We start from the raw sequence: 24,871 nt of genomic DNA, 5'->3' as shown, positions 1-24,871 counted from the left end.
AACGGCCCCAATGGATTGGGGCCGCCGTCCTCGGGATCGAGCGAATAGACAGTGTTAGTCCGTCAGTGCAAAGCGATGGCTGAACCGGGGGGCTGCGTCCGCATCATCCCCAGCCCGGTAGGTCTCGATCAGAACCTCGGCGTCGGTCATCACACTGACAACATGGAAATAAGGGGTATGACGGGTCTTGTCGGGTACCTTGGTGCGCTCCAGCGCCGGGACGTGCACGTGCGTTACTCCGTTGATCTCTCGAAATGGATCGATCCGCTCGATATCCATGTGCAAGTCGCCGGAAAAGACTGCGGCGAGATTCTCATGCGCGAGCACGCTCTCAATGCGGGGATGGTTAATCCCCTTATCTCCACCTGCGGGAAACACACCCACCGGCGCCCCATGCGTGAACAGGAATACGGGCTTGGGGGCAAGCGCCTCCAGTTGTTCCTCGACCCACGCCAGCCCTTCATCGCTGAAATCGCGCCCATCGCGATCCGGTGTTGCGAAGATGAGCGCGATCTCATCGTGCTCGACTACGTATCGAACTGAATCAATCGTGGACTGGTCCATACTCCATTGGTTGGCATACCTTAGGAAACGACGTTCCGTCGAGCCAAACTCCTCGTTTCCCATGATCGGATAGAACGGACGTACCAACTGCGAAAGAACGGCGGTCACAGCGTCATACTGGATGGTGGTGCCCTTGTGGGGAATGTCCCCCACACCGGCCACCAGATCAATACGACCCGACTCAGCCAGTCGGTTGATGTGATCCACCGTCTTCGCCACCCCCGGGAATTCGGCGAGCGGCTTGGGCTCGGCATCACCAATAATGGCAAAGCGCAGCACAACATTTTTTTCGTTTTTATGCGACTTGGCGCTACTCAACGGTGACGGTAAAACCGCCGGGAGGCGCAAAGCAGCCTGCATCACATCGAATACATGGGTGTTCTCCACATAATCGCCATCCCAGTCATAGGGTGCCCCACGACCCCATAAGCGACCTGCGAATGCATCGTGCCGGGTCAGGGCTTGAAATGCGTCGGCCCCATGGCCTAAAGCCCATAGGGGGACCAGTTCGTTGGTATGCTTTCCGGAGGCAAATTGGTAACCCGGCAGGTTACCGGCACCGCGGTCCTGAACTGCAAGAAAACGCTCAAAGCGATCTTCAGTGGGATCAAACCGCGCTGCCTCCACCGCGGCCTCGTCCTCCAGCGAGGTAGCGATTGCCCCCCCCTCGCCATTCATGAACGTGCCTTCGCCCCAGATCCCTCCGGTCTCGTGATCGGCAGTGACGATCAGTAGTGTCTCCTCCCAGGAACTGTGGGTCTCAACCCAATCGATGACGGCGACGACAGCCTGGTTGAACGCTTCCTGTTCCTCGATGAACCTTGGCATATCATTATCATGTCCCATCCAGTCGACCGCGCCCCCCTCGACCATCAGAAACAGACCATCCTCATTCCGCGACAGCACCTGCAAAGCGCCGGTAGCCATGGTGGCCAGTTCCGGCACGTTGGGAACAAATGCCATACCAGAGGGGTTGTGTGGATCGGCTGACTGGTTCTGGCGCCTGGCCTGAGCGGTGCGATGTGCCTGGAAGATACCCACCAGACGTTCCGGCATCATATCGCCGGTCGCGACGGCCTCGAACGATTCAAGACCATCGATGAAAGCATAGCCGTTGTGGCCTCCCGCCTTGAGCGCTTCCCAGGTCTCGCGACCGCCTACAAAACGGAACAAGTCATCCTCGTCTGCCTGGACACGGCGCCCGTCATTGTCGAATTCCGGATGCCCTGCTCCCATCAAGACATCCAGGCGGCCATCAACCATCTCGTTGAAGATCTCGGCATAGTTGTCCCGCGAAAGATTATTCGACCATGCCGATGCCGGAGTGGCGTGTGATGCCATCACGCTGGTGACGATGCCCACGGAACGGCCACTTTCATGGGCGAGTTGCCCGATGGGCATGAATGCCGACTCCCCACGCCAGTCCACGTTGATTCGACCATTGAGGGTCTTCTTGCCACTGTGCAGAGCCGTACCGGCAGCGGCAGAATCGGTGTACGTGGTATAGGAGCGGCCCACCGGCGCGAAGTCGTTCTCGAATGTCGCCTCAAACCGGTGCCAACGGGTGGCGGCATCATAGCCTTGCGGGACGGCAGCGACCGCGCGCTCATGCTTGCCCAGCAATTCACCCGCCCCATCGACCGGATTAAGGGACCACGTGGTCTGGCCAACGAGCAACGGTGCGGTCCCATCAGGACGAGGTACCTGATACGGCCGCTCGCCGGCTTTTCCTGCGTAATAGTCTGCAGCCATCCAGCCATTGAAACCGATACCATCGGCGATCATCAGAATCACGTTCTTCGCCGGTTCGCTCGCTGCCGAGGCGGGCAAGACCGCAAGGAGCAGCAAAGCACTGACCAAAAACGCTCGGAGACCAGACGAAAAATACATGGCAGACACTCGATAAATGCGAGGCCGCCTATGAAAACATCAACGCATTACGCTGCGATGACGCCAGCATGAAAGTCATTAGTCGGAACCCAATCGATCCAAACAGTTGCTGTATCCGAGCCGGATGTACCACAATCTCAGACTCATCAAGTCAATTAATCCTGACATTAATCAAATATCGCGGAGCGCGACATGCAAAAAGATTGGAACCAGACCATTAAACACCTGGGCGGACTGATGCAGGAAGTGGGTAGCGGGATCCCTGAAGTCGTCAAGGCCTTCGGTGCCATGGACAAAGCCGTGTCTCAGGACGGTGCGCTGTCCTGCAAGCAGAAAGAATTGATGGCCCTGGCCATCGGCATTGCCATCCGCTGTGAAGGGTGCATCGGCTTCCATACCAGGGCAGCCATCAAGCATGGCGCCACCCGCGAGGAAATCATGGAGACCATCGGCCTGTCCATCTACATGGGCGGTGGTCCTTCCTATGTCTACGGTGCCCAGGCACTGGAAGCCTTTGATCAGTTGAGTGGCTAAGGCGAGGCTGGCATCTCCTCACAGGCCAGCTTTCGGGCTGCCCTGTGATGGAGAGCTTCACCCTGTCAGTGGGGGTGCTGTGCACTGGCCGCCGGCTCGGTTAGGCTATCGCCCAGATGCGCAGTACTTCCTCGCGGGTTCCAACAGAAGGCTCACTTGAACATGGAAAGACAGGCGGCAACGGAGAAACAGTGGCTGCGGACGCGGCTGGAGGCCCTGATCGACGCGGCTCGGGAAACCGAACAAAAGCTCAACCGTCTCGCCGCCCTGGAACTGCGACTGCTGGAAGCGCATGACTTCTCGGTGGTCCTGGGGATTCTTCTGGAAGATCTCAAGACCGGTTTCGACCTGGACCAAGTGGCCCTGGTGCTCTGCGACGACCAGAACGACCTGCAAACGGCACTGGAAAGTCACAGCCTGCCCGAGCACTGGCCGCTGCGACTGATCGCAGACCCTGCTCCACTGCGCCCCCTGCGGGAACCCACCCTGGGCTCACCGGGGGATGACGATCCCGACGTCCTGGATTTTTGCGGCATGACACAACTGGGCAGCCGGGCCCTGCTGCCGCTCAGGCGGGGCACGGACCCCATCGGTCTGCTGGTGCTGGGCAGCTGCCGGGCCGAACGTTACAGCACCGACCAGGATACCTACCTGCTCAAGCGACTGGCGGCGGTCGTATCGGTGTGTCTGGAGAACACCCTTTCCGCGTGGCGGCTACGGGAAATCGGTGTGACGGACCCTCTCACGGGCATGCGCAATCGCCGTTTCTTCGACCAGCGACTGCAGGACGAGATCCTGCGTATGGAACGGGAGGGCCACGCCCTGGCCTGCCTGTTCGTGGATATCGACCACTTCAAACGAGTCAACGACGATCACGGGCATGCCACCGGGGACCAGGTCATCACTGCCGTGGCACAACGCCTTGCTCACCACCTACGCAGATTCGATCTGCTGGCCCGCTACGGCGGAGAGGAGTTCGTCGTTCTGCTACCGGCTCTGGAGCCCGCGGAAATACATACCGTGGCCGAACGCATGCGCCATCAGGTGGAAGCCACCCCCGTACCCATGGATCAAGAGGGTAAAATCCACGTGACCGTCTCCATCGGCGCTGCCCGCCTGCCGCCAAGGCTGCTGAAGGGAGACCCCCCCGAACAACGGGCGCGGGCCCTGCTGAACGCGGCAGATCAGGCCCTGCTTCAAGCCAAGGCATCAGGCCGCAACCGACTGATCATCTCCCAGGAATTCCGTGATGCAAGGTTGGCGTGACAAGCCAAGGACCGGGATACCCCGCCGACCCGACACTCAGGCTCCGCCATCCCCTTTCAGCGTGCCCCCTGACAGCCGAGCGTACACCTGGGCACCCGCTTCAAGATCGTGACAGCGCAGGATGGCGGCCCGACCAGGCGTGGCGTTATCCGGCTGCACCCGCACCCCGGCGGCGTCAGCGGCCTTCAGGCTGCCCTTGCTTAAATCAGCACTGCCAAACACGGAGATCACGAAGCCGCCCTCGGGGGCCGATGGCGGGGTGAATGGCGCCCCATCAGCCAGCGCCACCCAGGCCGGCAGAAAATCCGGGCCGTAGAAGTCAAAAAAACCATTGGACCCCCTGAGGTGGACCTCGATGGGCCGCCCGCCGATCAGTTCGATATTGCACAGGCCGTTGTAACCGGACAGATGACGCCCCACCCAGTCATGAATCCAGGGCTCCAGTTCCGGCAGGGAAGCGCCGATTTCCCAGTAAATGGGCCGCGCGGCATCTTTTTCGGCCGAGGCCCGGGTGTGGGCGAACCAGCGCACCACACCCTCCTGAACCAGACAGTCGGTGCTGGTGTGCAATCCGCTCAGGCGCTGACACCAGAAGCTTCCGGGCTCGGCAGGGACATCACCTGCCCGCATCGACCGGGCGTCCAGTCCCATGCCAGCCAGGTTGATGATGGGCTTGACGAAGACTTCATCCTCCGGCGCGATGCCCAGATCCATGGGCGTCACGCCGCAGGGGGCGGCACTCAAACCTGCGTCCAGGGCCAGCCGCAGCTTGTCGTAGACATCACGGTAACGCGGATTCAGTCGCCAGGCGGCCGCATCCGACACGGCAACGTCCCGCTGTGGTTCAGGCTGGAACAGATGCTTGCGTTCCGGTAGCACACCGATAAAGGGCATGTTTCAACCCACCTCCGCCAGCTGATCCCCGGATTCCTCATGCATCCGCGTCACCTGGCACAGCAATGACTTGAATGCTGGGAAGCCGCTGATGGGATCCAGCTTTCGGTCATCAGTGAGTTCGTTGACGTTGGCGTGATTCCAGCCGTGGGCGCAGTGCGCCACACCGGGCTTGATACGGTAGGTCACGCGCGCCACAAACCGGACCCGTCCGCGCGGCGAGGCCACTTCGACCGCGTCCCCATCGCCGATACCGCGGGCGGCAGCATCATGAGGATGCAGTTCCACCAGGGGATCGGGCACCGCCCGGCGCATGCGCTCCAGATACTGATGCTGGGAGTGGGTGGCATGCTTGTGGCGGGCTCCGCTGGTGAGCACCAGCGGGTAATCCCGGGCCAGTTCAGGCGTGGAGAGGGGACTCTCGGCAGGTTCACACCACACAGGCAACCCCTCATGCCCGGCATCGCGCAGTTCCCCGGCATCGAACTCCACCTTGCCGCTCCGGGTTTTGAAACCCCTCAGGCGATACTGGCGATCCCCCTCCAAAAAGCCATGTTCCACCAGCTCATCCAGTACCCCCGCAAACACGGTCACCCCATCCGGGTCGTTGTACACCTGCTCACGAATGCTTTCCGGGATCCCTTCGGCGGCTTCGGCCCAGCAGGCCTCCAGATTGCCATTCCAGAACTGATCCGCCATCCCCAGGCGCACCCCCAGATCCAGGAAGACCTCCGCATCCGGGCGCGCCTCACCACGGGGTTTGACGGCGGCGCGCCTGTAGCGCAGTTCGCCACGGAAGTTGCAGCCCGGATAGGCGATCAAGGCCGTGCGTTCCAGATTGGTGGCGGCAGGCAGGACGATGTCCGCCATGCGCGTGGCGGGATTGTGGAAGAAATCGGATGCGGCGAAAAAGTCCAGCGCCCCCAGCGCCTGCTCCATGCGCTGTGAGTGTGGCCACATCACCGTGTTGATACCCATGGCCAGCAACGCGCGAATGGGTTGAGGCCGCCCCTCCAGAATGGCATCGGGCAACAGCATGCTTTGCGCCGCCGGCCAATGACGGGTCCACACCGGGAAGGTCTCATCGCCGATGCGCGGTGGCAGGTTCTTGAGGCAGTGATCGAACAGATCGATGGGCTTGGGGGTGACCTTGTCATTGAAGAAGCGATTACCGCCCTCGCGGTCGATATTGCCCGTGACGGCAGCCAGCAGGATGACGGCCCGGTGATTCTGGAAGCCGTTACTGTGCTGCACCGTAGACGTGGGTGAAAGCATGATCTGCGCCGGTGAATGGGTGGCATACAACCGGGCTGCACGCTCCAGATCCGCTACCGCAATGCCACAGATGGCCGCCACCCGCTCCGGCATGAATGCTGCCACATAATCCCGAAAAGCCTCCACGCCGTTACCCCATTCGTCCAGGAAGGCCTGATCCTGCCAGCCATGCACGAAGATGAGATGATGCATGCCCAGTGCCAGGGCCCCGTCGGTACCGGGCCGGATCTGCAGGTGAACCTCGGCCTGCTCCGCCAGGGGCGTGACGCGCGGATCCACCACGATCATGGGTCGTCCGGGTTTTGCCTGGGCCAGGGCATGCTGATGAAACGGCGGAATGGAACCGCGCGGGTTGGTGGACCACACCAGCAGACAGCGAGTGGCCTCCGAGGCCACCGTGGAGGATGTCTTGATCTTGGTGCCAAAGGTCACCTCCTCCGCCACCTTGGTGGAGGAGAAGCAGCAACCGCTCTCGGTCATGTAGTTGGGCGATCCGAAGGCGTGGGCCAGGCGCTGCAGCTGCGGGCGAGCCTCCTTGGTGTAGCCTGCGAAAAAGGCCACCGTCTCGGCACCATGCTGCTCGCGCGTGGCGCTCAGGCGCGCGGCAATGGTGTCCAGCGCCTCATCCCAGGAGATACGCTCGAACTCGCCCCCACCTCGGGGCCCCACCCGCCGCAGCGGATGGATCAGTCGATCCGGATGGTTGCGCCGATCCAGTTGCACATAACATCGGGGGCAGTCGGGGCCATCGATCTTCACGGGCTCGCCACCGGGATCGAGGGTCACGTCGATGGCACAGTTGGCATCACACTCGTAGCAGGTACTTTTGACGGTGGCCATGGGGTGGGTCGTCCTCGGAAAACGCGAATGGGGCACTGGGCTGGGAAGTTTCTGAACCAGGGTCGAGAGTATGCGCGAGATACAGCCCGTATTCGAATGACCACGATGACGTTGCGGCCATCAAGACGCCCCCGCAGCAAGGCTGCGTCCAGTTCAAAAGGACCGCTCAGTGCCTGCCGGAAGCACCTGGCCAAGAAATCCTTTGACAGCGCCAGTCATGACGTTCATATTTATATAGACTGATCTATATAAATAGGATCCTCGATGCCAGCCTCCAAACGTGACCAACTGCTCGCCACCGCCGAGCGACTCTTCTATGAAGAGGGCTTTCATGCCACGGGAATCGACCGCATCGTGGCGGCCGCCGGGGTGGTGCGCATGACGCTCTATAACCATTTCGCCTCCAAGGAGGCCCTGGTGGCCGCCGTCCTGGCGACGCGTCATGAACGCTTCATGGCCAGCCTCGATACGGCAACGGCCTCTGTGGTGCCGGGCCAGGTCACTCGGGCCCTGGTGGACGCCCATGGCCGCTGGCTGGAAAACCACAGCCAGCATGGCTGCATCATGGTCAAGGCGATGGGGGAGTTCGCCGAACACAGCGCCGAGATTCATGCCCTGGCGGTTGCCGCCAAGGCCGATCTGCTGGCGCGCCTCGAGGCCAGCCTGGCCCGCGATGGACTGGATCACCACGACGGCCTGGCGCGACGGCTTTTCTTGGTACTGGAAGGAAGCAACACCGCTGTGGCCCTGCTGGGCACACAGGCGGCCCTGGCCGACACCCGGACGGCCGTTGACACCCTGCTGTTGGCAGCGCAAAGCGAAACTGAAACTCGATGAAACCCTTATCCCCTCTTGGCATGGCGACCCTCGGCGGCGGGGTCATCGCCATTACCTACGGCTTGGCTCGCTTCGTATTCGGACTCTTTCTGCCCGAAATGCGCAACGAACTGACGATCACGCCAACCATGGCCGGGGTCATCGGCGCCCTGCCCTTCCTGAGTTTTGTCTTCGCCATCCTTGTCGCCCCCTGGATGACCCGCCGCCTCGGGGTACGACACGCAGCGCTAACAGCCGCCACCCTGGCCGGGGTGGGGCTGATCACGATTGCCCAGGCACCCACATCCATGCTGCTGGCCGTTGGTGTGCTGATCTGTGGAATCAGCACCGGGTTGTCCTCTCCTGTCATGGCGGAGGCCGTTCACCGGGTGGTGGTGCCCCATCTTCGCGGGAGGGTGAATGCCACCATCAATGCCAGCACCAGCCTGGGCATCGCACTTGCCATGCCGGCCGTGCTGATCTGGGCAGAGGCCTGGCGTAGCGCCTATATGGGGTTCGCCGCCCTGGCTGCCATAGGCGCCCTGGCGACCCTCGTCTATTTGCCTCGGGAGGATCGGCCTGCCACAGCGTCACCATCTCGCCCAGCGCCTCCCCCCGTGAGTCGCATGCAATGGCTTGGCATCGGGCGGCTGAGTTCACTGGCCTTTGCCATGGGGTGCGTCAGCGCGGCCTACTGGGTGTTCGCGCCCGATGCGGTGATCACTTCTGGAGGTCTGGCATCGAGCCAGACCGCCTGGATGTGGCTGGCCGTGGGCATTGGAGGAATCGCGGGGGGCGGTGCTGGTGATCTCATTTCTCGCTTCGGACCGGCCCTTAGCCATGCTGCCGGCCTCACTGTGATGTCGGCTTCTATCGCGCTGCTGGCCTGGGATCCAGGCAACTTTGCTCTGGCCCTGTCATCCGCGGCCCTGTTCGGCGTGGGATACATGACTCTCACCGGTTTCTACCTGGTCAGGAGTATCCAGATCATGGAGCAGGCGCCATCCCTTGGCCCGGTCGTGCCCCTGCTCGCCACCTCAATCGGCCAGGTTGCCGGCTCTCCACTGGCCGGCTGGCTTGTCGGCACGGAAGGCCATGTGACCACCTTCATGCTCTTCGCCCTGGTTGGACTCGTGGTCGCTGGGCTGGGGTCATGGCTGTTGAGCGAACGCCCCGTGGTGGACTGGCAAATCTCTTGATGACACTGCTCCCGGACACGGGATTCTCGTCAAGCCAGCCGATCCAGCCGCAAACGTTCGCGTTCGTCGAACAGGCGCCGGGCGCCCAGCCAGATAGCCCCCAAAGTGCCAAAGCCCGTGCCGGCGGTGATCAGGAACATGACCAGGATCTGGTATTTCACGGCTTCCATGGGCGGGGTACCGGCGAGTATCTGACCGGTCATCATGCCCGGCAGGCTGACAATACCGGCAGCGGCCATGGCATTGATGATGGGCATGAGACCACTGCGGGCGGCATCCCGGCGGATATCCTGAATGGACTCGGACCAGGTCTGCCCCAGGATCAGACGCCCTTCGATCATGCGCCGCTGCTGCCAGGCCGTGGTGGTGAGCCGGTCCAGGCCCAGGGCAATGCCCGTCATGGTATTGCCCAGCAGCATACCCAGCAGGGGGATAGCGTACTGTGGCTCCCACCACGGGGCGGGGCTGATGATGACCGTGAGGGCCAGGATCGTGGCAGTAAAGGCCGATGTGAACATGGCCAGGGTGCCAATACCGTATCCCCACCAGCCTCGAAAACGCCTTGCCTGGCGTGCCATCACCTCGCGGCCCGCCACCAGTAGCATGATCAGCGCCATCAGAGCCACCCAATGCAGGGCAGCGTGCTCGAACAAGGTAGTCAGCACCAGTCCGATGAGCAGCAACTGGATCACGGTGCGCGCCGCTGCCACCAGCAGGCCCTTGGAGAGGCCCATGCCCACGCGACTCGTCAACAGCGCCAAGGCCATGACCAGCAGGGTAGCGATGCTCAGATCCCAGGGGGAAAGATGTATCACCTCCATGTTCAGGCCCTCGCTTCCAGCGCGGGTTCGGCCAGCCGCCCCCGTTCCATCATCAGCAGACGGCCACCCAGTCGCTGGCGCTGCTCATGGTCATGGCTGACCCAGATGGTGCCGGCCTGTCGTTCAGTCATATATCTCCTGACCAGGGACTCCATGCGCAGAGTATTGTCAGGATCCAGGTTGGCCGTGGCCTCATCCAGGAGCAACACTCGAGGACCATTGCCGAGCATCCGGGCCAGGGCCAGGCGCTGACGCTCGCCACTGGAGAGGCGCTCCACCTCCCATTGGCGCACGTCCGACTGGAACCCCAACTGCTCCAGCCAGTCGTCCTGAACTCCCGTGAAATGCGCATCCACGGTATCCGCCCACCACACGGGCTCTGCCGGCAAATACCCCACCTGGCGGCGCCAAAGGGCGGGGAGAATGGTTTCCCGCAACTGGTTGTCCAGCCATACCTGGCCACGAAGGGGATCCAGATCGGCAATAGCCCTGAGCAGCAGCGACTTGCCGGCTCCGGAGGGCCCGGCGATGAGCAACAGTTCGCCAAGCGCCAGTGACAAATCAACCGGCCCCATGTGATCGGATTGCAATCCAGTCAGTTGAAGCAGGGGGCCATCGGTGACGGCAAATGTAGGCGCATCCATGCGGTCAGTATACCGACAGGTTTTGGAAAATGGGGCACCGGTTTCCACCCGGGACATCCTGCCGAACCAGGCAGACTATCCGTTATACTGCACCCCGCCATTCATCATCGGCTGTCGGGTGCCCGTTTTTACACGGGAGAATCGGGAATGCGGTGGGGTGATCGATCCACGATCACCGAGTCCGCAACGCGCCCAGCGCTGTGAGGGGGACCGCGGAGACATCATGCCACTGCCATGCGCGGGAAGGCGTTTCCACGGGACGAACCCGAGTCAGAAGACCGGCCCGACAGCTTCATTATGCGGCAGCAAGGCCGGGCTGCCGTCCCACCTGCTTGAACAAGGGGAATAACATGCAGGCTGGTGATTCAAACCACGAACCTCACCGTTTCACACAGGCCGAACGCGAGGCCATCTACCGCAATATGCTCTGCCGGCGGGACGTGCGAGGGCAGTTCCTGCCCGACCCGGTGCCCGATGATATGCTGGCCCGGATCCTGACGGCGGCCCACTTTGCTCCCTCGGTAGGCTACATGCAGCCCTGGAGTTTCGTGGTCGTCAAGGATCCGCAAATCAAGGATCGGGCGCATCAGGCGTTCACCCGTGCCAATGAAGAGGCAGCGGGGATGTTCGAAGGCGAGAAACAGGAAACCTACCGCAGTCTGCGCCTGGAGGGCATTCTGGATGCCCCCATCAATCTGTGCATCACCTGCGACCGGGAGCGTGCCGGCCCGGTGGTGATTGGTCGCACCCACGACCACCGAATGGACCTTTACAGTGTGGTCTGCGCCGTGCAGAACCTGTGGCTGGCCGCCCGCAGCGAGGGGCTGGGCGTGGGCTGGGTGAGCATCTTTCGGCCGGAGGACATCCGCGAGGTACTGAATCTACCTGACGAGATCGTCCCCGTGGCCTATCTGTGTATTGGCCGTGTCAGCCACTTCCACGACAAACCTGAACTGGAAGCCGCAGGCTGGCGCCCTCGATTGCCTTTGGAGCAGTTGATCCATATGGATGGCTGGGGGCATGCCCCCGCCCCGAATGACGACCTGGTCAAAGCGGTTCGGGCATGCCAGGCCAAGGCAACCCGCTCTGAAGTCCCCCTTTAACTCCCCTGCATCCAGGGGGGCTTCACCCCCTGGATGCAGGGAGTCAGGGCAATCACAGGGGATCCTGAACAGAAATGTGGTTTACACTGGTGCAATGACATCCATTCAACCCGCCACACACGACCCCGGCCCTCGCATATGGGTGGACGCGGATGCCTGCCCCGTGGTGATCAAGGAGATCCTGTTTCGTGCGGCACAACGCACCCGAATCTCCGTCACCCTGGTAGCGAACCAATTCATCCAGGTACCGCGTTCACCCTTTATCAAAACCCTACAGGTGGGATCCGGCTACGATGTGGCGGATAACGAAATCGTGCGCCGGATCTCCTCGGGGGACCTGGTCATTACCGCCGACATCCCCCTGGCCGCCGAGGTACTGGACAAGGCGGGACAGGCACTCAACCCGCGTGGTGAGTTGTACACCCGGGACACAATCCGCCAACGCTTGCAGATGAGAGACTTCATGGACACCCTGAGGGCAAGCGGCGTCGACACCGGCGGCCCGCCAGCCCTCAGCCAGGGTGACCGGCAAGCCTTTGCCAATCAACTGGATCGATGGCTGCAACGAAACGCCGGGGCTTAACCCAACCCCCTACCCTCCCCTCCTTAAGGAGTTCCTATGAGATTCGCCCGTTCCCTACCCCTGATCGCCGCCGCCACCACCTGGCTGATGCTATCAGCCTGCGGTGGAGAGGAGCCCGCCGCGCAAGTCCCCCTGATGGTACTTGCGTCCCAACCCGCCAGCCATGATGGCCAAATGATCACCACTCAGGGTGTGGTGCGCTACGTGGAGGACCCCCTGCACTACTGGATCGAGGATGAGCAACTGCGTCGCGTGGGGGTTGAACCGGACGATATGATCGCCCCTCACCTGGGTGAGACCGTCAAGGTGACAGGCCGTTTTCACTACGCCCCCGAAGAAGGGCGCAGTCTGCAGCTGCATCAAGTGGAACCATTGGAGTGAATGCCACCCCGCTGCCGCCCTTGGGACAACCTCGCTAACGGGGCAACCCAGGGGAGGGGGCGATCAGCTCAGTGGGTCAGATCCTCGATCTGCTCCACGAATACGTCCATGCGAGAGGGGATCACCAAGGGGCCAAACTGGTTGAACACCGGCACATCGGAGGCATCACGACCATACCCCAGACGTACCCGTCCAACCTGCGTTTCCGCCTGAGTGGGGTCGAAGGTAAACCACTGCCCGCCCACATAGGCTTCGAACCAGGCATGGAGATCCATGGGTTCCAACCGATGCAGATAGCCCACCACATAGCGCGCCGGGATACTCAGACTCCGGCACAGTGCAATACCCACCTGGGCAAAATCGCGGCAAACCCCGTTGCCTCGCTCGATGGCCTCCCGCGCCGAGATCGGAGCAGGATCGGAATAGGTGAGATACGTCATGTGGCGATGGGTCCAGCGAGTGATGGCATCCACCTGATCGTACCCCGGAATCTTGCCCTGCACGATCTGTGCGGCCTGCTGACCCAAACGATCCGAGTCGCAATAGCGGCTCGGAGTCAGATACATGAGCGTATGATCCGGCAAGTCCTGCACCAGCACAAACGGCGCTCCCGGCACTCGCTCCAGCCTGTGGGGCACCTGCACCTCTGACTGCACCTGCACCTGGAAATGCCCGGGCGGCGCCGTCAAACGTTGCCAAAGATTGCCGTACATATCGGTATATTCGATGATCGGCATGCCAGGTGAGACAGTATAGCGGTCCTGGGCCACCCACTGGTGTGCATCGCTACGCGGTCGCATGAGCAACAACATGGGACTCTCCACCTGGAAGTCCATCTCAAGGGTACAACCCACCCGCAACCACATAGATCGACCTCCCGGGGTCGTTGCCAATATACAGGGCGCCCGCCGGATGCAGGGCACCCTGCTAGACCGGGCTCACCACCCGTTCATCAGTGTACTCCTCTGCCGGGGACGAAATCCCAGGAACATGCGGCATTCAGACGCTCGAATGCAGGATGACGGCAGGTCTCGTGCTTTCATCATCTATGACAGCATATTTCTCAACATGGAACGTACCTCCTCGCGAACGATTTCGCGGATGCGCTCCTCCGAAACAGGTGATTCTGGCGGCGGCAATGCCTCCAGGCGCGCACTGATCATGGATGCCACGATGGCGTCCAGGCTGCCAGCGGAGGCGCGGTCCTCTGAAGGGCTCTCGGGCTGCGATGCACTTTCCGGCTTTGCGGCCATGTCTGCTTCCTCGTCTGAATCCTGCGGTGTCATGGTCGGTTCCGGCTCCGGTTCCGGCTCCTGAGTCGGTTCTGGTTCCGGAGCCGCTTCTGGTTCCGGCTCTGGCTCTGGCTCTGGTGCCGCTTCAGGAATCATCCCCGGGTGCAACGGAGTGGGGGTGGATGCCGACTCGCGCTTGGGCTCGGACTCAGCCTCCACCATATCCAGCAAGGCCTCCTCGGGATCCTGAAAGGGCTGGCCATTGTCGACATCGTCATGGTCCTCGGGAGGTTCATCAATGACGAATCGATTCAACTCACCGTTCTCAATCCATTGCGCCCACTGCTCGTACAGGGCCTCCTTATCGTCTACCCCCTCTACATCGCCGGAGATAAAGGAAGATATATCCTTGACGTGGTATTTTCGCTGTACGTAATCCGCCAGCAGCGGGCCTACCTCCTCGCTACCGCGGGTCAGGGCCACCAACCTCATCAAACTCTCGGATTTGGCACTCATCTTCTGTTTCCTTGGTCAGTCATGAAAGGCACTCACCCCAGGTTAGCGGCATCAGGGGCTCTGGGTTAAGTCCATTGCTTTTACCCGCCTGCCGGGGCCGTTATACTGCCCTCCTGCGGGTGCATCATGTGAGTAAGGCACCGAACCTGCAATCATCCCGCCCGGGTGGCGAAATGGGTAGACGCAAGGGATTTAAAATCCCTCGGCCTCAGGCCGTGCCGGTTCGAGTCCGGCTCCGGGCACCATATTCCATCGGATCAATCCAAATGGATACCACGGCGGCAGGCAGCCTCACCGGATACCGCCGACCGATGCGCTGGAGGTGATCCAAATGAACAACATCGTTGCCTGCATTGACGGATCCCGCGCTTCGCCATCCGTATGTGATCACGCGGCCTGGGTGAGTCGGTGCATGGATCTTCCCGTGGTGCTGCTCCATGTGAGCACTCAGCCGGAAACCTCCGGTACTCGACCGCCCCCCCAGGAACAGGCGCAACAGCAAGGACGTCAGTTGTCTCAAAAACAGGGCCAGACCCTCCTGAACGAGGCCTCGGATCGACTGATGCGCCAGGGCATCCTGGAACCGGGCAATCTGCTGCGCCAGGGCGATATTGCCCAGATGCTTCAGGAACTGCAGCACGAGGCCCGCATTGTGGTGGTGGGCCGCCAGGGAAATCACTCCAAAGGCGACATGCAGCAGGTGGGCCGCCACCTGGAAACCATCATTCGCACCCTGGGCACACCCGTGTTGATCGTCCCGGAACATTACGCCACCCCGCAGCGTTTCCTGATCGCCTACGATGGCAGTGAAGCAGCCAACAAAGTGGTGGCCCGGGTAGCGCAAAGCCGGCTGCTCAGCGGGCTGTCAGGGCATCTACTCATGGTCAGCAAGGATAACGCCGACAATCGTGCCATGATCCATGCGGCACAAAGCATTCTGGAACGCAAGGGCTTCACCATGCGCGCAGAGGTCCGCACCGGTCCCGTGGAAGAATCCTTGACTGCCTATCAGGAGGATCACGACATCCAACTGACGGTGATGGGTCCCCTCGGACATTCCAGGGTCCGACAGTTCTTCGTGGGCAGCACGACCACGCGCATGCTGAAGAGATCCCGCACACCGCTACTGATCCTGCGCTGACATCCCGTCCCAGACCCCGAGACACCCTTGTACCGGGGTGAACCCTCATCCTGGCAGACAATCCATGCGATTCGCCAAGAAACAACCCAAAAACGCCTCACCCCAGCCAGCGAGACATCCCTGGCTGCGCTCCAGGCAACCCACCTATCGCATTGCCGCCGTGGGCGTGGGGCTGCTGATGCTGGCCGGGCTGGGCGTCTATATCGGCGTGGGCTACCTGGGGGGCATACCCCAGCAACTGGTGCTACTTTTTTCAGCTCCGGGCATCCCCATGGGGTGGTGGTTCCTGACCATGTCCACATGGAATGCTGGCCCCATCAACAGCCTCATCATCCAGGGTGCCACCGGTGCCTGCCTGATGACCCTGGGCATTCTCATCCTGTTCGGAGCCTATGGGGGGATATTCCTTGTCAGCCTGGGCCTGATGCTATTGGCCTGTTTTCACTTCTACCTGGCCGTGCGCAGCTTCCGACGTCGGCTTTGATCACACCTGAAACCCGCAGACCCCACATCATGCGTATTGCTCTCATTCAACAATCCAACACCGACAACACCCAGGCCAACCTGGACAAAAGCCTGCAGGGCATCCGCCAGGCAGCTGAACAGGGAGCCCGGCTAATCATCCTGCAGGAACTGCACACGGGCCCCTATTTTTGCCAGACGGAGGATACCCGGGTGTTTGATCTGGCCGAACCCATCCCCGGCCCGACCACCCAAACTCTGGCGGAACTTGCGGCAGAACTGGGCGTGGTGATTGTCGGCTCGCTGTTCGAGCGACGTGCTGCTGGCCTCTACCACAACACCGCTGTGGTGCTGGACAGCGATGGCCGCTTGGCCGGATGCTACCGCAAGATGCATATCCCGGATGATCCGGGGTATTACGAGAAGTTTTACTTCACCCCCGGGGATCTGGGCTTTCATCCCGTGGATACCTCCGTGGGACGCCTGGGGGTGCTGGTCTGCTGGGATCAGTGGTTCCCCGAGGCCGCTCGACTCATGGCCCTGGCCGGCGCTGAATTACTGATCTATCCCACGGCCATTGGCTGGGACCCGTGCGACAACGCAGAGGAACAGGCTCGCCAACGGGAGGCATGGATGACCGTGCAACGCGCCCATGCGGTGGCCAACGGGGTGCCTGTGGCCGCCTGCAACCGGGTGGGCTTTGAAGCCGACCCATCCGGCGTGGGGGCCGGAAGCCAGTTCTGGGGCAGCAGCTTCGTCTGCGGCCCCCAGGGAGAATACCTGGATCAGGCCTCCACCGATGAAGAGGCCTGCCTGCTGGTGGATGTGGATCTGGCGCGCGGCGAGGCCGTGCGGCGTATCTGGCCATTCCTTCGGGATCGGCGCATCGATGCCTACGGCGACCTGCTCAAGCGGTATCGTGACGCCTGAGTGGATCCATAGCGAAATTTCCAGCCCTGGATCCACTCTTATCAACGACACGACGCCCATTTACCGTTAGAGTGAGGGGTTGCTGTAACAACCCAAGGAGGTTTTAAAGATGAATTTTGAAGAAATGAAGAACATGGGTTCCAACGACCGCATGATCCGTGTCGTGGTGGGCCTGGTGCTGCTGGCCCTGGTTTTTGTCGGCCCTCAAACCCCTTGGGGCTGGATCGGCCTGATTCCTCTGGCCACCGCCACCATCGGTTGGTGCCCGGCTTATAACTTGCTGGGTATGAATACCGACTCCGACAAGGACGCCTGATTCGCTCACAGGATCAACAGGCGACCCCGATCCCCCACTTGCGGGGATCGGGCGCGTAAACAAAAAGGGCACGGTATAATCGGCAGCCTGTTGAAACACACCACGGCCGCGCGCATACCGAATGCCACAAAACAGCCTCTCCAACCCGCTTGATACACTTGAACTCCCCACCGCCGGCCACTCTGCCCGGTGGGGAGGCCTTTCCGGCTCTGCCCTGTGGTTGGCTGTCGCGGAAGCTGCCCGTCGGCACCGTGGCGTTTCCCTGGTTATCACACCAGACACCCAGACTGCCGAGCGCCTGGAACAGGAACTGGATTTCTTTCTTGCTGGAGAGCAAGTACCGATCCTCTCCCTACCGGATTGGGAAACCCTGCCCTACGATGTCTTCTCACCCCATGAGGACATTGTCTCCCGCCGACTGGAAACCCTTTACCACCTCCCTGCCCTGAAGCGGGGCGCTCTAATCATTCCCATCACCACTCTCATGCAGCGCCTGCCCCCCCGCGCCTGGCTGCAGTCGGAGTGTCTGATGCTGCAACAGGGCGAACGGATCGACCGGGACAAACTCAGGGAAGGTTTCGAACAGGCAGGCTATCAGCACGTGAGCCAGGTCATGGAACACGGTGAATATGCGGTGCGCGGCGCCTTGCTGGATGTCTACCCCATGGGTAGCGATGCCCCCTATCGCATCGATCTACTGGATGATGAGATCGAGACCATCCGCACCTTTGATCCGGAAACCCAGCGCTCCCGTGACACCATCCGCGAGGTGCGCCTGCTCCCTGCCCATGAATTCCCCCTCAATGAGGCCGGTATCAAGGCCTTCCGCCAGAACTATCGCACCGCGATCGAAGGAGACCCCCAGGCCAGCCATGTCTATCGGGAGGTCAGTCAAGGGGCGGCACCGGCGGGCATCGAGTACTATCTGCCCTTGTTTTTCGAACGCATGGAAACCCTCTTCAACTACCTGCCCGACAACACCCTGGCGATCCATGTCGGCGATACGCTCAGTGCCGCGCAGGCATTTAATGATCAAGTAACCCATCGTTACGAACAGCGCCGTCACGACCGGGAACGCCCCCTCCTCCCTCCCGATACCCTCTTTCTCAATGTGGAGGAGGTGGCCAATGGTACGCGCGACTGGCCCACACTGGGCCTGACCAGCGAGTCCGTGCAGGACGATACCCCGGGCAATGCCCAGGACGCCGATGCCCGCCCCCATGGCGATCTGCGACTGCAGGTTCGTCAGACTGAACCTGCCAAGGCGCTCAATGACTTTCTCACGGATTTCCCAGGCCGGGTGCTGCTCATGGCGGAATCTCCCGGGCGTCGCGAGGTGCTTCTGGACACCCTGCGCCCCTTCGGGATCATCCCGCATCATGTGGATGCCTGGGCCGATTTCCTGGCATCAGACGCCTCGCCCGCCATCACCATCGGTCCCTTGCAATCCGGCCTTTGCCTGCCCGGTGGTGGGATTGCGGTACTCACCGAATCCGAACTCTTCGGTGAAAAGGCCCGTCAGGAACGCCGCCGCCGCAAACCTACCCGGGATGCGGACGCGGTGGTTCGCAACCTCACCGACCTGCATGCTGGCGCCCCCGTGGTTCACGAGGACCATGGCGTGGGGCGCTATCTTGGGCTACAGAAGATCACCGCCGGCGGGCAGGAAACGGAATTTCTCACCCTGGAATATGCCGGGGGCGACAAGCTGTATGTGCCGGTGGCCTCGCTGCATCTGGTGAGCCGCTACACCGGGGCAGACCCGGAACATGCCCCGCTGCACAAGCTGGGCACCGAAACCTGGTCCAAGGCCCGGCGCAAGGCCGCGGAAAAAGCCCGGGACGTGGCCGCCGAACTCCTGGACATCTATGCGCGCCGGGCGGCACGTCAAGGCCATGCCTACCAGGCACGGGGAGAAGAATATGCCGCGTTCGCAGCGGCCTTCCCGTTCGAGGAAACGCCCGATCAGCTCAGCGCCATCGATGCGGTACTCGATGACATGGCCTCCGAGCGTCCCATGGACCGGGTGGTCTGCGGCGACGTGGGCTTTGGCAAGACCGAAGTCGCCATGCGCGCGGCTTTCGTGGCCATCCAGGGCGGCAAGCAGGTGGCGGTACTGGTGCCCACCACCCTGCTGGCCCAGCAGCACGACCAGAACTTCCGCGACCGATTCGCCGATTGGCCCGTTCGCATCGAATCGCTGTCCCGCTTCGGTTCTCAGAAACAGCACCAGGAGGCCATGAAAGGGCTTGAGGATGGGCGTGTGGACATCGTCATCGGCACTCACAAGCTGATTCAGGGCAATCTGCGCTTCAAGAACCTGGGGCTGGTGATCATCGACGAGGAGCAGCGCTTTGGGGTGCGTCATAAAGAGCGCCTCAAATCCCTGCGGGCAGAAGTGGACATGCTCACCCTCACCGCCACGCCCATTCCCCGCACCCTGAACATGGCACTGTCGGGACTGCGCGATCTGTCCATCATTGCCACGCCGCCGGAGGAGCGCCTGACCATCAAGACCTTTGTCAGCCAATGGAACAGCGCCCTGATTCAGGAGGCCTGTCTGCGGGAGATCCGCCGCGGTGGGCAGGTGTATTACCTGCACAACGAGGTACAAACCATCGAAAAGGCGGCTCGGGAACTGCAGGAGTTGATCCCCTCGGCCACCATCGGCATCGCCCATGGTCAGATGCGGGAGCGGGAACTGGAACAGGTGATGCTGGACTTCTATCACCGCCGCTATAACGTCCTGGTGTGTACCACCATCATCGAAACCGGTATCGATGTGCCCACTGCCAATACGATCATCATTCACCGAGCGGACAAAATGGGGCTCTCACAGCTGCACCAGTTGAGAGGACGTGTGGGGCGCAGCCATCATCGGGCCTATGCCTATCTGATCACCCCGCACCCATCAGGCATGACCAAGGATGCCATCAAGCGCCTGGAAGCCATTGAATCCCTTGAGGATCTAGGCGTGGGCTTCACCCTGGCCAGCCATGACCTGGAGATCCGCGGCGCTGGGGAGTTGCTGGGAGATGAACAGAGTGGGCAGATTCAGGAAATCGGCTTCACCCTGTATAACGAGTTGCTGGATCGAGCCGTCAAGGCCCTCAAGGAGGGCAAGGTCCCGGACCTGGACCACACCACATCCGACACCACGGAAGTGGATCTGGGGCTGCCGGCGCTGCTGCCCGATGACTATGTGCCCGATATCCATACTCGCCTGATCCTCTACAAGCGGTTGTCCGCCTGCCAGGACACGGACCAGCTTCGAGAGATGGAGGTGGAGATGGTGGACCGTTTCGGGCTACTGCCCGCCCAAGCCAAGAACCTGGTGGAGACCACGCGCCTGAAGCTGAAGCTGCAGCCTCTGGGTGCGCGCAAACTGGAACTGGGACCCAAGGGTGGCCGGCTGATATTTCATCCCCACCCCCCGGTGGATCCCATGAGCGTGATCCAGTTGGTTCAATCCCAACCCGACACCGTCCGTCTGGATGGTCAGGACACGCTACGATTTACCGCCGAGATGGAGAGCCTGGATCAGCGCGTCGAGGGGATAAGCCGCCTGCTGGCACAGTTGCATATCAAGCAGGAGACAGCGGCCTGACGGCTGGCCCTCACCTCATGCCCGCCCGTAGGTATCCTCAAACCGGACGATATCATCCTCCCCAAGATAACTCCCTGACTGCACCTCAATGAGTTCAAGGGGAATCTTGCCGGGATTCTCAAGCCGATGCGTAACCCCCAGGGGGATGAACGTGGACTGATTCTCGGTCAGCACAAACTGCTCATCCCCCCGGGTGATACGCGCAGTGCCCCTCACCACCACCCAGTGTTCGGCACGGTGATAGTGCATTTGCAGTGACAGTGTCTCACCCGGCTTCACCGTGATCCGCTTTACCTGGAAACGCGAGGCCATGTCGATCTGCTCGTAACTCCCCCAGGGACGTGCCACACAGCGGTGATTCTCCGACTCCTCCCGTCCCTCAGCCTTCAGACGCGCCACCACCTCTTTCACATCCTGGCTGCGATCCTTATGCATCACCAGAACCGCATCGGAAGTCTCCACCACGATCAGATCCTCAACACCCACAGCCGCCACCAGCCGGTGGTTGCTGTGCACGTAGCAGTTGCGGGCCCCCACCATCATCACATCGCCCACAGCCACATTGCCATCACCATTTTGCTTCCCTACCGACCATAAGGACTCCCAGGAGCCCACATCACTCCACCCGGCCTCCAGAGGAACCATTACTGCCCGGGAGGTTTTTTCCATGACCGCATAATCAATGGACTCGGAGCGACAGACCGTGAACGCCTCCCTGTCCACTCGCAAGAAATCCAGATCCACCTGCGTGCTTGCCATGGCATGACGACATGCCTCGAGGATGTCCGGCGCATGCTGCTGCAGTTCCTCCAGATACACCGATGCACGGAACACAAACATGCCGCTATTCCAGTAATAATCTCCGGAGGCCAGATAATCTTCGGCAGTGGCCTGATCGGGTTTTTCCACGAAGGCCTTGACCGAGGCCCCCAAGCCTTCCTGTGTCCGCTCGGCCAGGATATACCCATAGCCCGTATGGGGCTCCGTGGGGACCACACCAAACGTGATCAGACCTCCCTGTTCAGCCAGGGACACCGCTTCCTCCAGCGCTTTCTGGAAGGCCTCGACATTGGAAACCAAGTGATCCGCAGGCATTACCAACAGGATGGGGTCGGACCCGGAGGCCGTCTGTTCCAACGCTGCCAGCGCCACGGCTGGCGCGGTGTTTCGGCCCACCGGTTCCAGGATGATCTGCCCCGGCTCGTTTCCCATTTGTCGTAACTGCTCGGCCACCAGAAACCGGTGAGCATCATTACAGATGACTACCGGTGCCCCCATGGCCGATGCGTCAGGCAGCCGCGCCAGGGTCGCCTGGAGCATCGTCAGCGCCTGCCCCGTCAGCGGCAGAAACTGCTTGGGAAAATGCTGCCGGGACATGGGCCACAGCCGGGTACCGGCACCTCCAGAAAGGATCACAGGAATGATGCCCACAGAACTCTCCATATTGGTTGTTTCCAGTTATCGTCGGTATTGAAGTGAAGACATGAACGTCAGCGGTCCGCCCCATGAATCGTGGCCCCGGCTCGCGATTCACGATGATGTGGGCTGCATTGCAGGTTGCGGGGGAGATGAACGCATGGCTCAAACATACACAAAGCGGGGGCGTACTGCACCCGCGAAATCCGCAGAATCGCACGGGGCCGCTCCCCTGCATGCCCCCGCACACAACGCACAAGGGACCCTTGCGGGTCCCTTGTGATACTGCTTCAGATTGTCAGCGGGCCAACAGGCCCCTTTCAATCTTAACTTTCTGCTGCCTCAAGGGCAGCATCATCCTCGACATCACCTGCAGAAATGTCGGGGTCCACCTGAGTCTCGCTCAACTCAGCATCGGCTTTGGATGGCTCCCAGCCCTCACGCCGCTGAACGCGGTTGAGTTCGGGATAATCCGCCAACATCTGAGCACGATCGAGGGGCAGTTGCAGGCCATTATGGCAGGTAGCGCAATTGGCCTTGGGCGCATCACCCAGGGGACCAAGCCGCGAATCCGGATACACCGGCTGCAACGGGTTCAGATAACCCACATTCAACGCCCGTACCATCTCGATGCCGTGCCATGCCGTCACACGCTGCGGCGGGCTGGCCTGCCAGTCCGGGAAGTTGTTCGTGTTATGGCAGGTCGTGCAGTTGGCACCCAGCGCCTTGGAGAAGTGGATCATCAGACCATGGTTCCACTCGGCATCCTTCAGGTTGTAGGGATTATCACCCATGGGCAAGGTGGAACGCGGCGTGATCCGCAGGCCCTGCGGATCCTCAGCCAGGAACCGAGTGAACACGTCATTCGGCAACGAAGCGGAGGCTACGTTCGGACCTGACAGATTCTGACCCATGCGACTGGCGGCAACGCCACCGGCCTGTTTCGGACCATGATCCTCAAACCAGATCTGATCCGGGACCGGCTGTCCCATGTGACAGGTGTAGCAGGTCACACCCGTTTCACCCACGTGGGCATCCCACTCGGTGTTGATGGTTTTCACCATCTCCAACATGTTGCGAGACACGATCTTGGTGTAGATGTTCTCATCGGCGAAGTTGCCCGGTACATGGCAGTAGTTACAACCCTGTTCCGGCGCCACCCATGCGGTGATCGCGTTCATCAGGCGGTTGAACTCCCCAATGCTGAGATCACCCAACACTTCAACGCTGGTGTAGATATCTCCGGCCTTGGGGCCGGCACTGTTGGCCGGACTTTCGGCCTCAGGGATCACCAGGTCAACTCGCTTTCTGGCTTCCAGATGACGTTTGGTCACCTGTTCCATGCCCAGTCCGCGATAACCCTTCTGATCGGTATCGATTCCAACTGGCAGCTCACAGCCAGTCACCAGGAGTGCAGCACCCGTCAGTGCTGCCACTGTCACAGTTTTGCGCGTAATGGTATTCATTGAGACATCCCTTGAAGCGTGGCCGGATCTTCGACGGGCGGATAGATGTTCGGATACGACGGTGCGACGCCGTGATCAATCGCCCACATGTACCAGTTATCAACCACTGTGCCCGTAAGCAGAATGCCGATACCGCCAGTGATCGGGACCAGAACGGCGAACCACCAGGCCCAGCGGTGAATGGATTCCATGGTGGCGTTGAAGCCCATGGTCCAGCGCCAGAACAGGGCAGCCCGGTCGGAGGCCGTACCGCGGTCGGTGATTTGCTCGATTTCGCGCTCACCACCGTAGCGGCCCACCGCCAGCACCGTTGCACCGTGCATGGCAAACAGCAGGGCCGACCCATACAGGAAGGCAATGCAGAGCATGTGGAACGGGTTGTAGTACAGGTTGCCGTACTTCAAGGAGAAGGCAGTCGTCCAGTCCAGGTGAGGGAAGATGCCGAACGGTACTGCTTCGGACCAGTCACCCATCAACAGCGGACGGAAGAAGCCGAGGGACAGATACAGGAAGATCGCCGCCGCGAACGCCCAGGCCACATGAGTGCCCAGATTCAGCGCCCGTGCCCGACGATAGACACGTACCCACCACAGCAGGATCGAAGCCGTGAGGAAAAACCCTGCCATCAACCACCAGCCGCCTTCTGCCAGGGGCGGAATCCCCAGGCCATATTCAGCTGCGGGCGGTTCCAGACCCAGATAGAACAACTGACGAACAAACTGCGCAGGATCCCAGTTCACCTGGGCCCAAAAGTTGAAACCAATGATCAGAATTGCGATCAAACCAAAGAGGATCGAGAACAGACCCGTATAGCCCAGATAGATGGGGCCAATTTGGGCGTTACCGAACCGACCGGCTAGATGCATCAGCATCGGCTTGCCGATTCGTTCCCGTTCGTTTTCCAGCGGGACGCCGGCCTCAGGCTCCGCCTGGACCTGCACTCGATTGAATATATTTTGATATTCGGCCATTGTG

Annotated in this window: 22 protein-coding genes, 1 tRNA gene and 1 riboswitch; of the genes, 13 read left to right on the top strand and 10 right to left on the bottom strand. The window is 61.1% G+C overall.

The window, feature by feature from the left end; genetic code table 11:
* Positions 1-54: 54 nt before the first annotated feature.
* Positions 55-2,454 (bottom strand): alkaline phosphatase, encoded by a 2,400-nt coding sequence (locus tag LPW29_RS05510; protein WP_238627185.1) that lies wholly within the window; start codon positions 2,452-2,454, stop codon positions 55-57.
* A 192-nt stretch (positions 2,455-2,646) separates the two neighbouring features.
* Between LPW29_RS05510 and LPW29_RS05505 the strand changes: the two genes are divergently transcribed.
* Positions 2,647-2,988 carry a carboxymuconolactone decarboxylase family protein gene (locus tag LPW29_RS05505; RefSeq protein ID WP_090250224.1) on the top strand — a complete coding sequence of 114 codons (342 nt, stop codon included), beginning with the start codon at positions 2,647-2,649 and terminating at the stop codon, positions 2,986-2,988.
* Positions 2,989-3,150: 162 nt separating this feature from the next.
* Complete coding sequence (locus LPW29_RS05500; RefSeq protein WP_238627202.1) at positions 3,151-4,254, top strand: GGDEF domain-containing protein; 1,104 nt, start codon at positions 3,151-3,153, stop codon at positions 4,252-4,254.
* A 36-nt stretch (positions 4,255-4,290) separates the two neighbouring features.
* Here the strand turns inward: LPW29_RS05500 and LPW29_RS05495 are convergent, their stop codons facing one another.
* Positions 4,291-5,148, bottom strand: a complete 858-nt coding sequence (locus tag LPW29_RS05495; RefSeq protein WP_238627184.1) for a hypothetical protein — start codon at positions 5,146-5,148, stop codon at positions 4,291-4,293.
* A gap of 3 nt (positions 5,149-5,151) precedes the next feature.
* Positions 5,152-7,263 carry a molybdopterin-containing oxidoreductase family protein gene (locus tag LPW29_RS05490; protein ID WP_238627183.1) on the bottom strand — a complete coding sequence of 704 codons (2,112 nt, stop codon included), beginning with the start codon at positions 7,261-7,263 and terminating at the stop codon, positions 5,152-5,154.
* Positions 7,264-7,527: 264 nt separating this feature from the next.
* On the opposite strand from LPW29_RS05490, the gene LPW29_RS05485 reads away from it, so the two are divergent.
* Positions 7,528-8,100, top strand: a complete 573-nt coding sequence (locus tag LPW29_RS05485) for a TetR/AcrR family transcriptional regulator (RefSeq protein ID WP_238627182.1) — start codon at positions 7,528-7,530, stop codon at positions 8,098-8,100.
* Positions 8,097-9,278, top strand: coding sequence for an MFS transporter (locus LPW29_RS05480; RefSeq protein WP_238627181.1), 1,182 nt, complete (start codon positions 8,097-8,099; stop codon positions 9,276-9,278). The genes LPW29_RS05485 and LPW29_RS05480 overlap by 4 nt, the downstream gene beginning before the upstream one ends.
* Before the next feature lie 29 nt (positions 9,279-9,307).
* Here the strand turns inward: LPW29_RS05480 and LPW29_RS05475 are convergent, their stop codons facing one another.
* Both LPW29_RS05475 and LPW29_RS05470 read right to left on the bottom strand, forming a co-directional pair.
* A complete protein-coding gene (locus LPW29_RS05475) occupies positions 9,308-10,099 on the bottom strand; it encodes an ABC transporter permease (protein ID WP_238627180.1) in 792 nt (263 codons plus the stop codon).
* 2 nt (positions 10,100-10,101) lie between these two features.
* The gene (locus LPW29_RS05470) at positions 10,102-10,743 is read right to left on the bottom strand and encodes an ABC transporter ATP-binding protein (protein WP_238627179.1); all 642 of its coding nucleotides are present in this window, start codon (positions 10,741-10,743) and stop codon (positions 10,102-10,104) included.
* 99 nt (positions 10,744-10,842) lie between these two features.
* Positions 10,843-11,044, top strand: a riboswitch (cobalamin riboswitch).
* A 49-nt stretch (positions 11,045-11,093) separates the two neighbouring features.
* On the opposite strand from LPW29_RS05470, the gene bluB reads away from it, so the two are divergent.
* From bluB to LPW29_RS05455, 3 genes are all read left to right on the top strand, one after another.
* A complete protein-coding gene (gene bluB / locus LPW29_RS05465) occupies positions 11,094-11,846 on the top strand; it encodes a 5,6-dimethylbenzimidazole synthase (RefSeq protein WP_238627178.1) in 753 nt (250 codons plus the stop codon).
* A gap of 94 nt (positions 11,847-11,940) precedes the next feature.
* Positions 11,941-12,429, top strand: a complete 489-nt coding sequence (locus LPW29_RS05460) for a YaiI/YqxD family protein (RefSeq protein ID WP_090250204.1) — start codon at positions 11,941-11,943, stop codon at positions 12,427-12,429.
* 36 nt (positions 12,430-12,465) lie between these two features.
* Entirely contained in the window at positions 12,466-12,810 is a 345-nt protein-coding gene (locus tag LPW29_RS05455) for a hypothetical protein (protein WP_090250202.1), read from the top strand.
* Positions 12,811-12,878: 68 nt separating this feature from the next.
* Here the strand turns inward: LPW29_RS05455 and LPW29_RS05450 are convergent, their stop codons facing one another.
* Both LPW29_RS05450 and LPW29_RS05445 read right to left on the bottom strand, forming a co-directional pair.
* Entirely contained in the window at positions 12,879-13,676 is a 798-nt protein-coding gene (locus LPW29_RS05450; RefSeq protein ID WP_238627177.1) for a transglutaminase family protein, read from the bottom strand.
* Positions 13,677-13,856: 180 nt separating this feature from the next.
* Complete coding sequence (locus LPW29_RS05445; protein ID WP_238627176.1) at positions 13,857-14,558, bottom strand: hypothetical protein; 702 nt, start codon at positions 14,556-14,558, stop codon at positions 13,857-13,859.
* Between the two features lie 159 nt (positions 14,559-14,717).
* Between LPW29_RS05445 and LPW29_RS05440 the strand changes: the two genes are divergently transcribed.
* The 6 genes from LPW29_RS05440 to mfd all read left to right on the top strand — a co-directional run bounded on the left by LPW29_RS05440 (position 14,718) and on the right by mfd (position 21,014).
* Positions 14,718-14,803 (top strand) — tRNA-Leu (locus LPW29_RS05440).
* Between the two features lie 86 nt (positions 14,804-14,889).
* Positions 14,890-15,699: a universal stress protein gene (locus LPW29_RS05435; protein WP_238627175.1), complete on the top strand. Its 810-nt coding sequence runs from the start codon at positions 14,890-14,892 to the stop codon at positions 15,697-15,699.
* 64 nt (positions 15,700-15,763) lie between these two features.
* The gene (locus LPW29_RS05430) at positions 15,764-16,183 is read left to right on the top strand and encodes a hypothetical protein (RefSeq protein WP_238627174.1); all 420 of its coding nucleotides are present in this window, start codon (positions 15,764-15,766) and stop codon (positions 16,181-16,183) included.
* A 29-nt stretch (positions 16,184-16,212) separates the two neighbouring features.
* On the top strand, positions 16,213-17,091 hold the full coding sequence (locus LPW29_RS05425; RefSeq protein ID WP_238627173.1) for a carbon-nitrogen hydrolase: 879 nt from the start codon (positions 16,213-16,215) through the stop codon (positions 17,089-17,091).
* A 109-nt stretch (positions 17,092-17,200) separates the two neighbouring features.
* Entirely contained in the window at positions 17,201-17,407 is a 207-nt protein-coding gene (locus LPW29_RS05420; protein ID WP_090250188.1) for a YgaP family membrane protein, read from the top strand.
* Positions 17,408-17,528: 121 nt separating this feature from the next.
* Entirely contained in the window at positions 17,529-21,014 is a 3,486-nt protein-coding gene (gene mfd / locus LPW29_RS05415) for a transcription-repair coupling factor (protein WP_238627172.1), read from the top strand.
* Positions 21,015-21,029: 15 nt separating this feature from the next.
* Here mfd and LPW29_RS05410 read toward each other — a convergent pair whose 3' ends face one another.
* From LPW29_RS05410 to pufM, 3 genes are all read right to left on the bottom strand, one after another.
* Positions 21,030-22,457 (bottom strand): mannose-1-phosphate guanylyltransferase/mannose-6-phosphate isomerase, encoded by a 1,428-nt coding sequence (locus tag LPW29_RS05410; protein ID WP_238627171.1) that lies wholly within the window; start codon positions 22,455-22,457, stop codon positions 21,030-21,032.
* 299 nt (positions 22,458-22,756) lie between these two features.
* A complete protein-coding gene (gene pufC / locus LPW29_RS05405) occupies positions 22,757-23,896 on the bottom strand; it encodes a photosynthetic reaction center cytochrome PufC (protein WP_238627170.1) in 1,140 nt (379 codons plus the stop codon).
* Positions 23,893-24,867 (bottom strand): photosynthetic reaction center subunit M, encoded by a 975-nt coding sequence (gene pufM / locus LPW29_RS05400; RefSeq protein ID WP_090250177.1) that lies wholly within the window; start codon positions 24,865-24,867, stop codon positions 23,893-23,895. Before pufM ends, pufC begins: the two co-directional genes overlap by 4 nt.
* Between the last annotated feature and the right edge of the window lie 4 nt (positions 24,868-24,871).

This window comes from Ectothiorhodospira sp. 9100, from assembly GCF_022227565.1.
GTDB classification, from domain to species: Bacteria; Pseudomonadota; Gammaproteobacteria; order Ectothiorhodospirales; family Ectothiorhodospiraceae; genus Ectothiorhodospira; species Ectothiorhodospira marina.
This window is presented reverse-complemented; position numbering and strand designations above follow the sequence as displayed.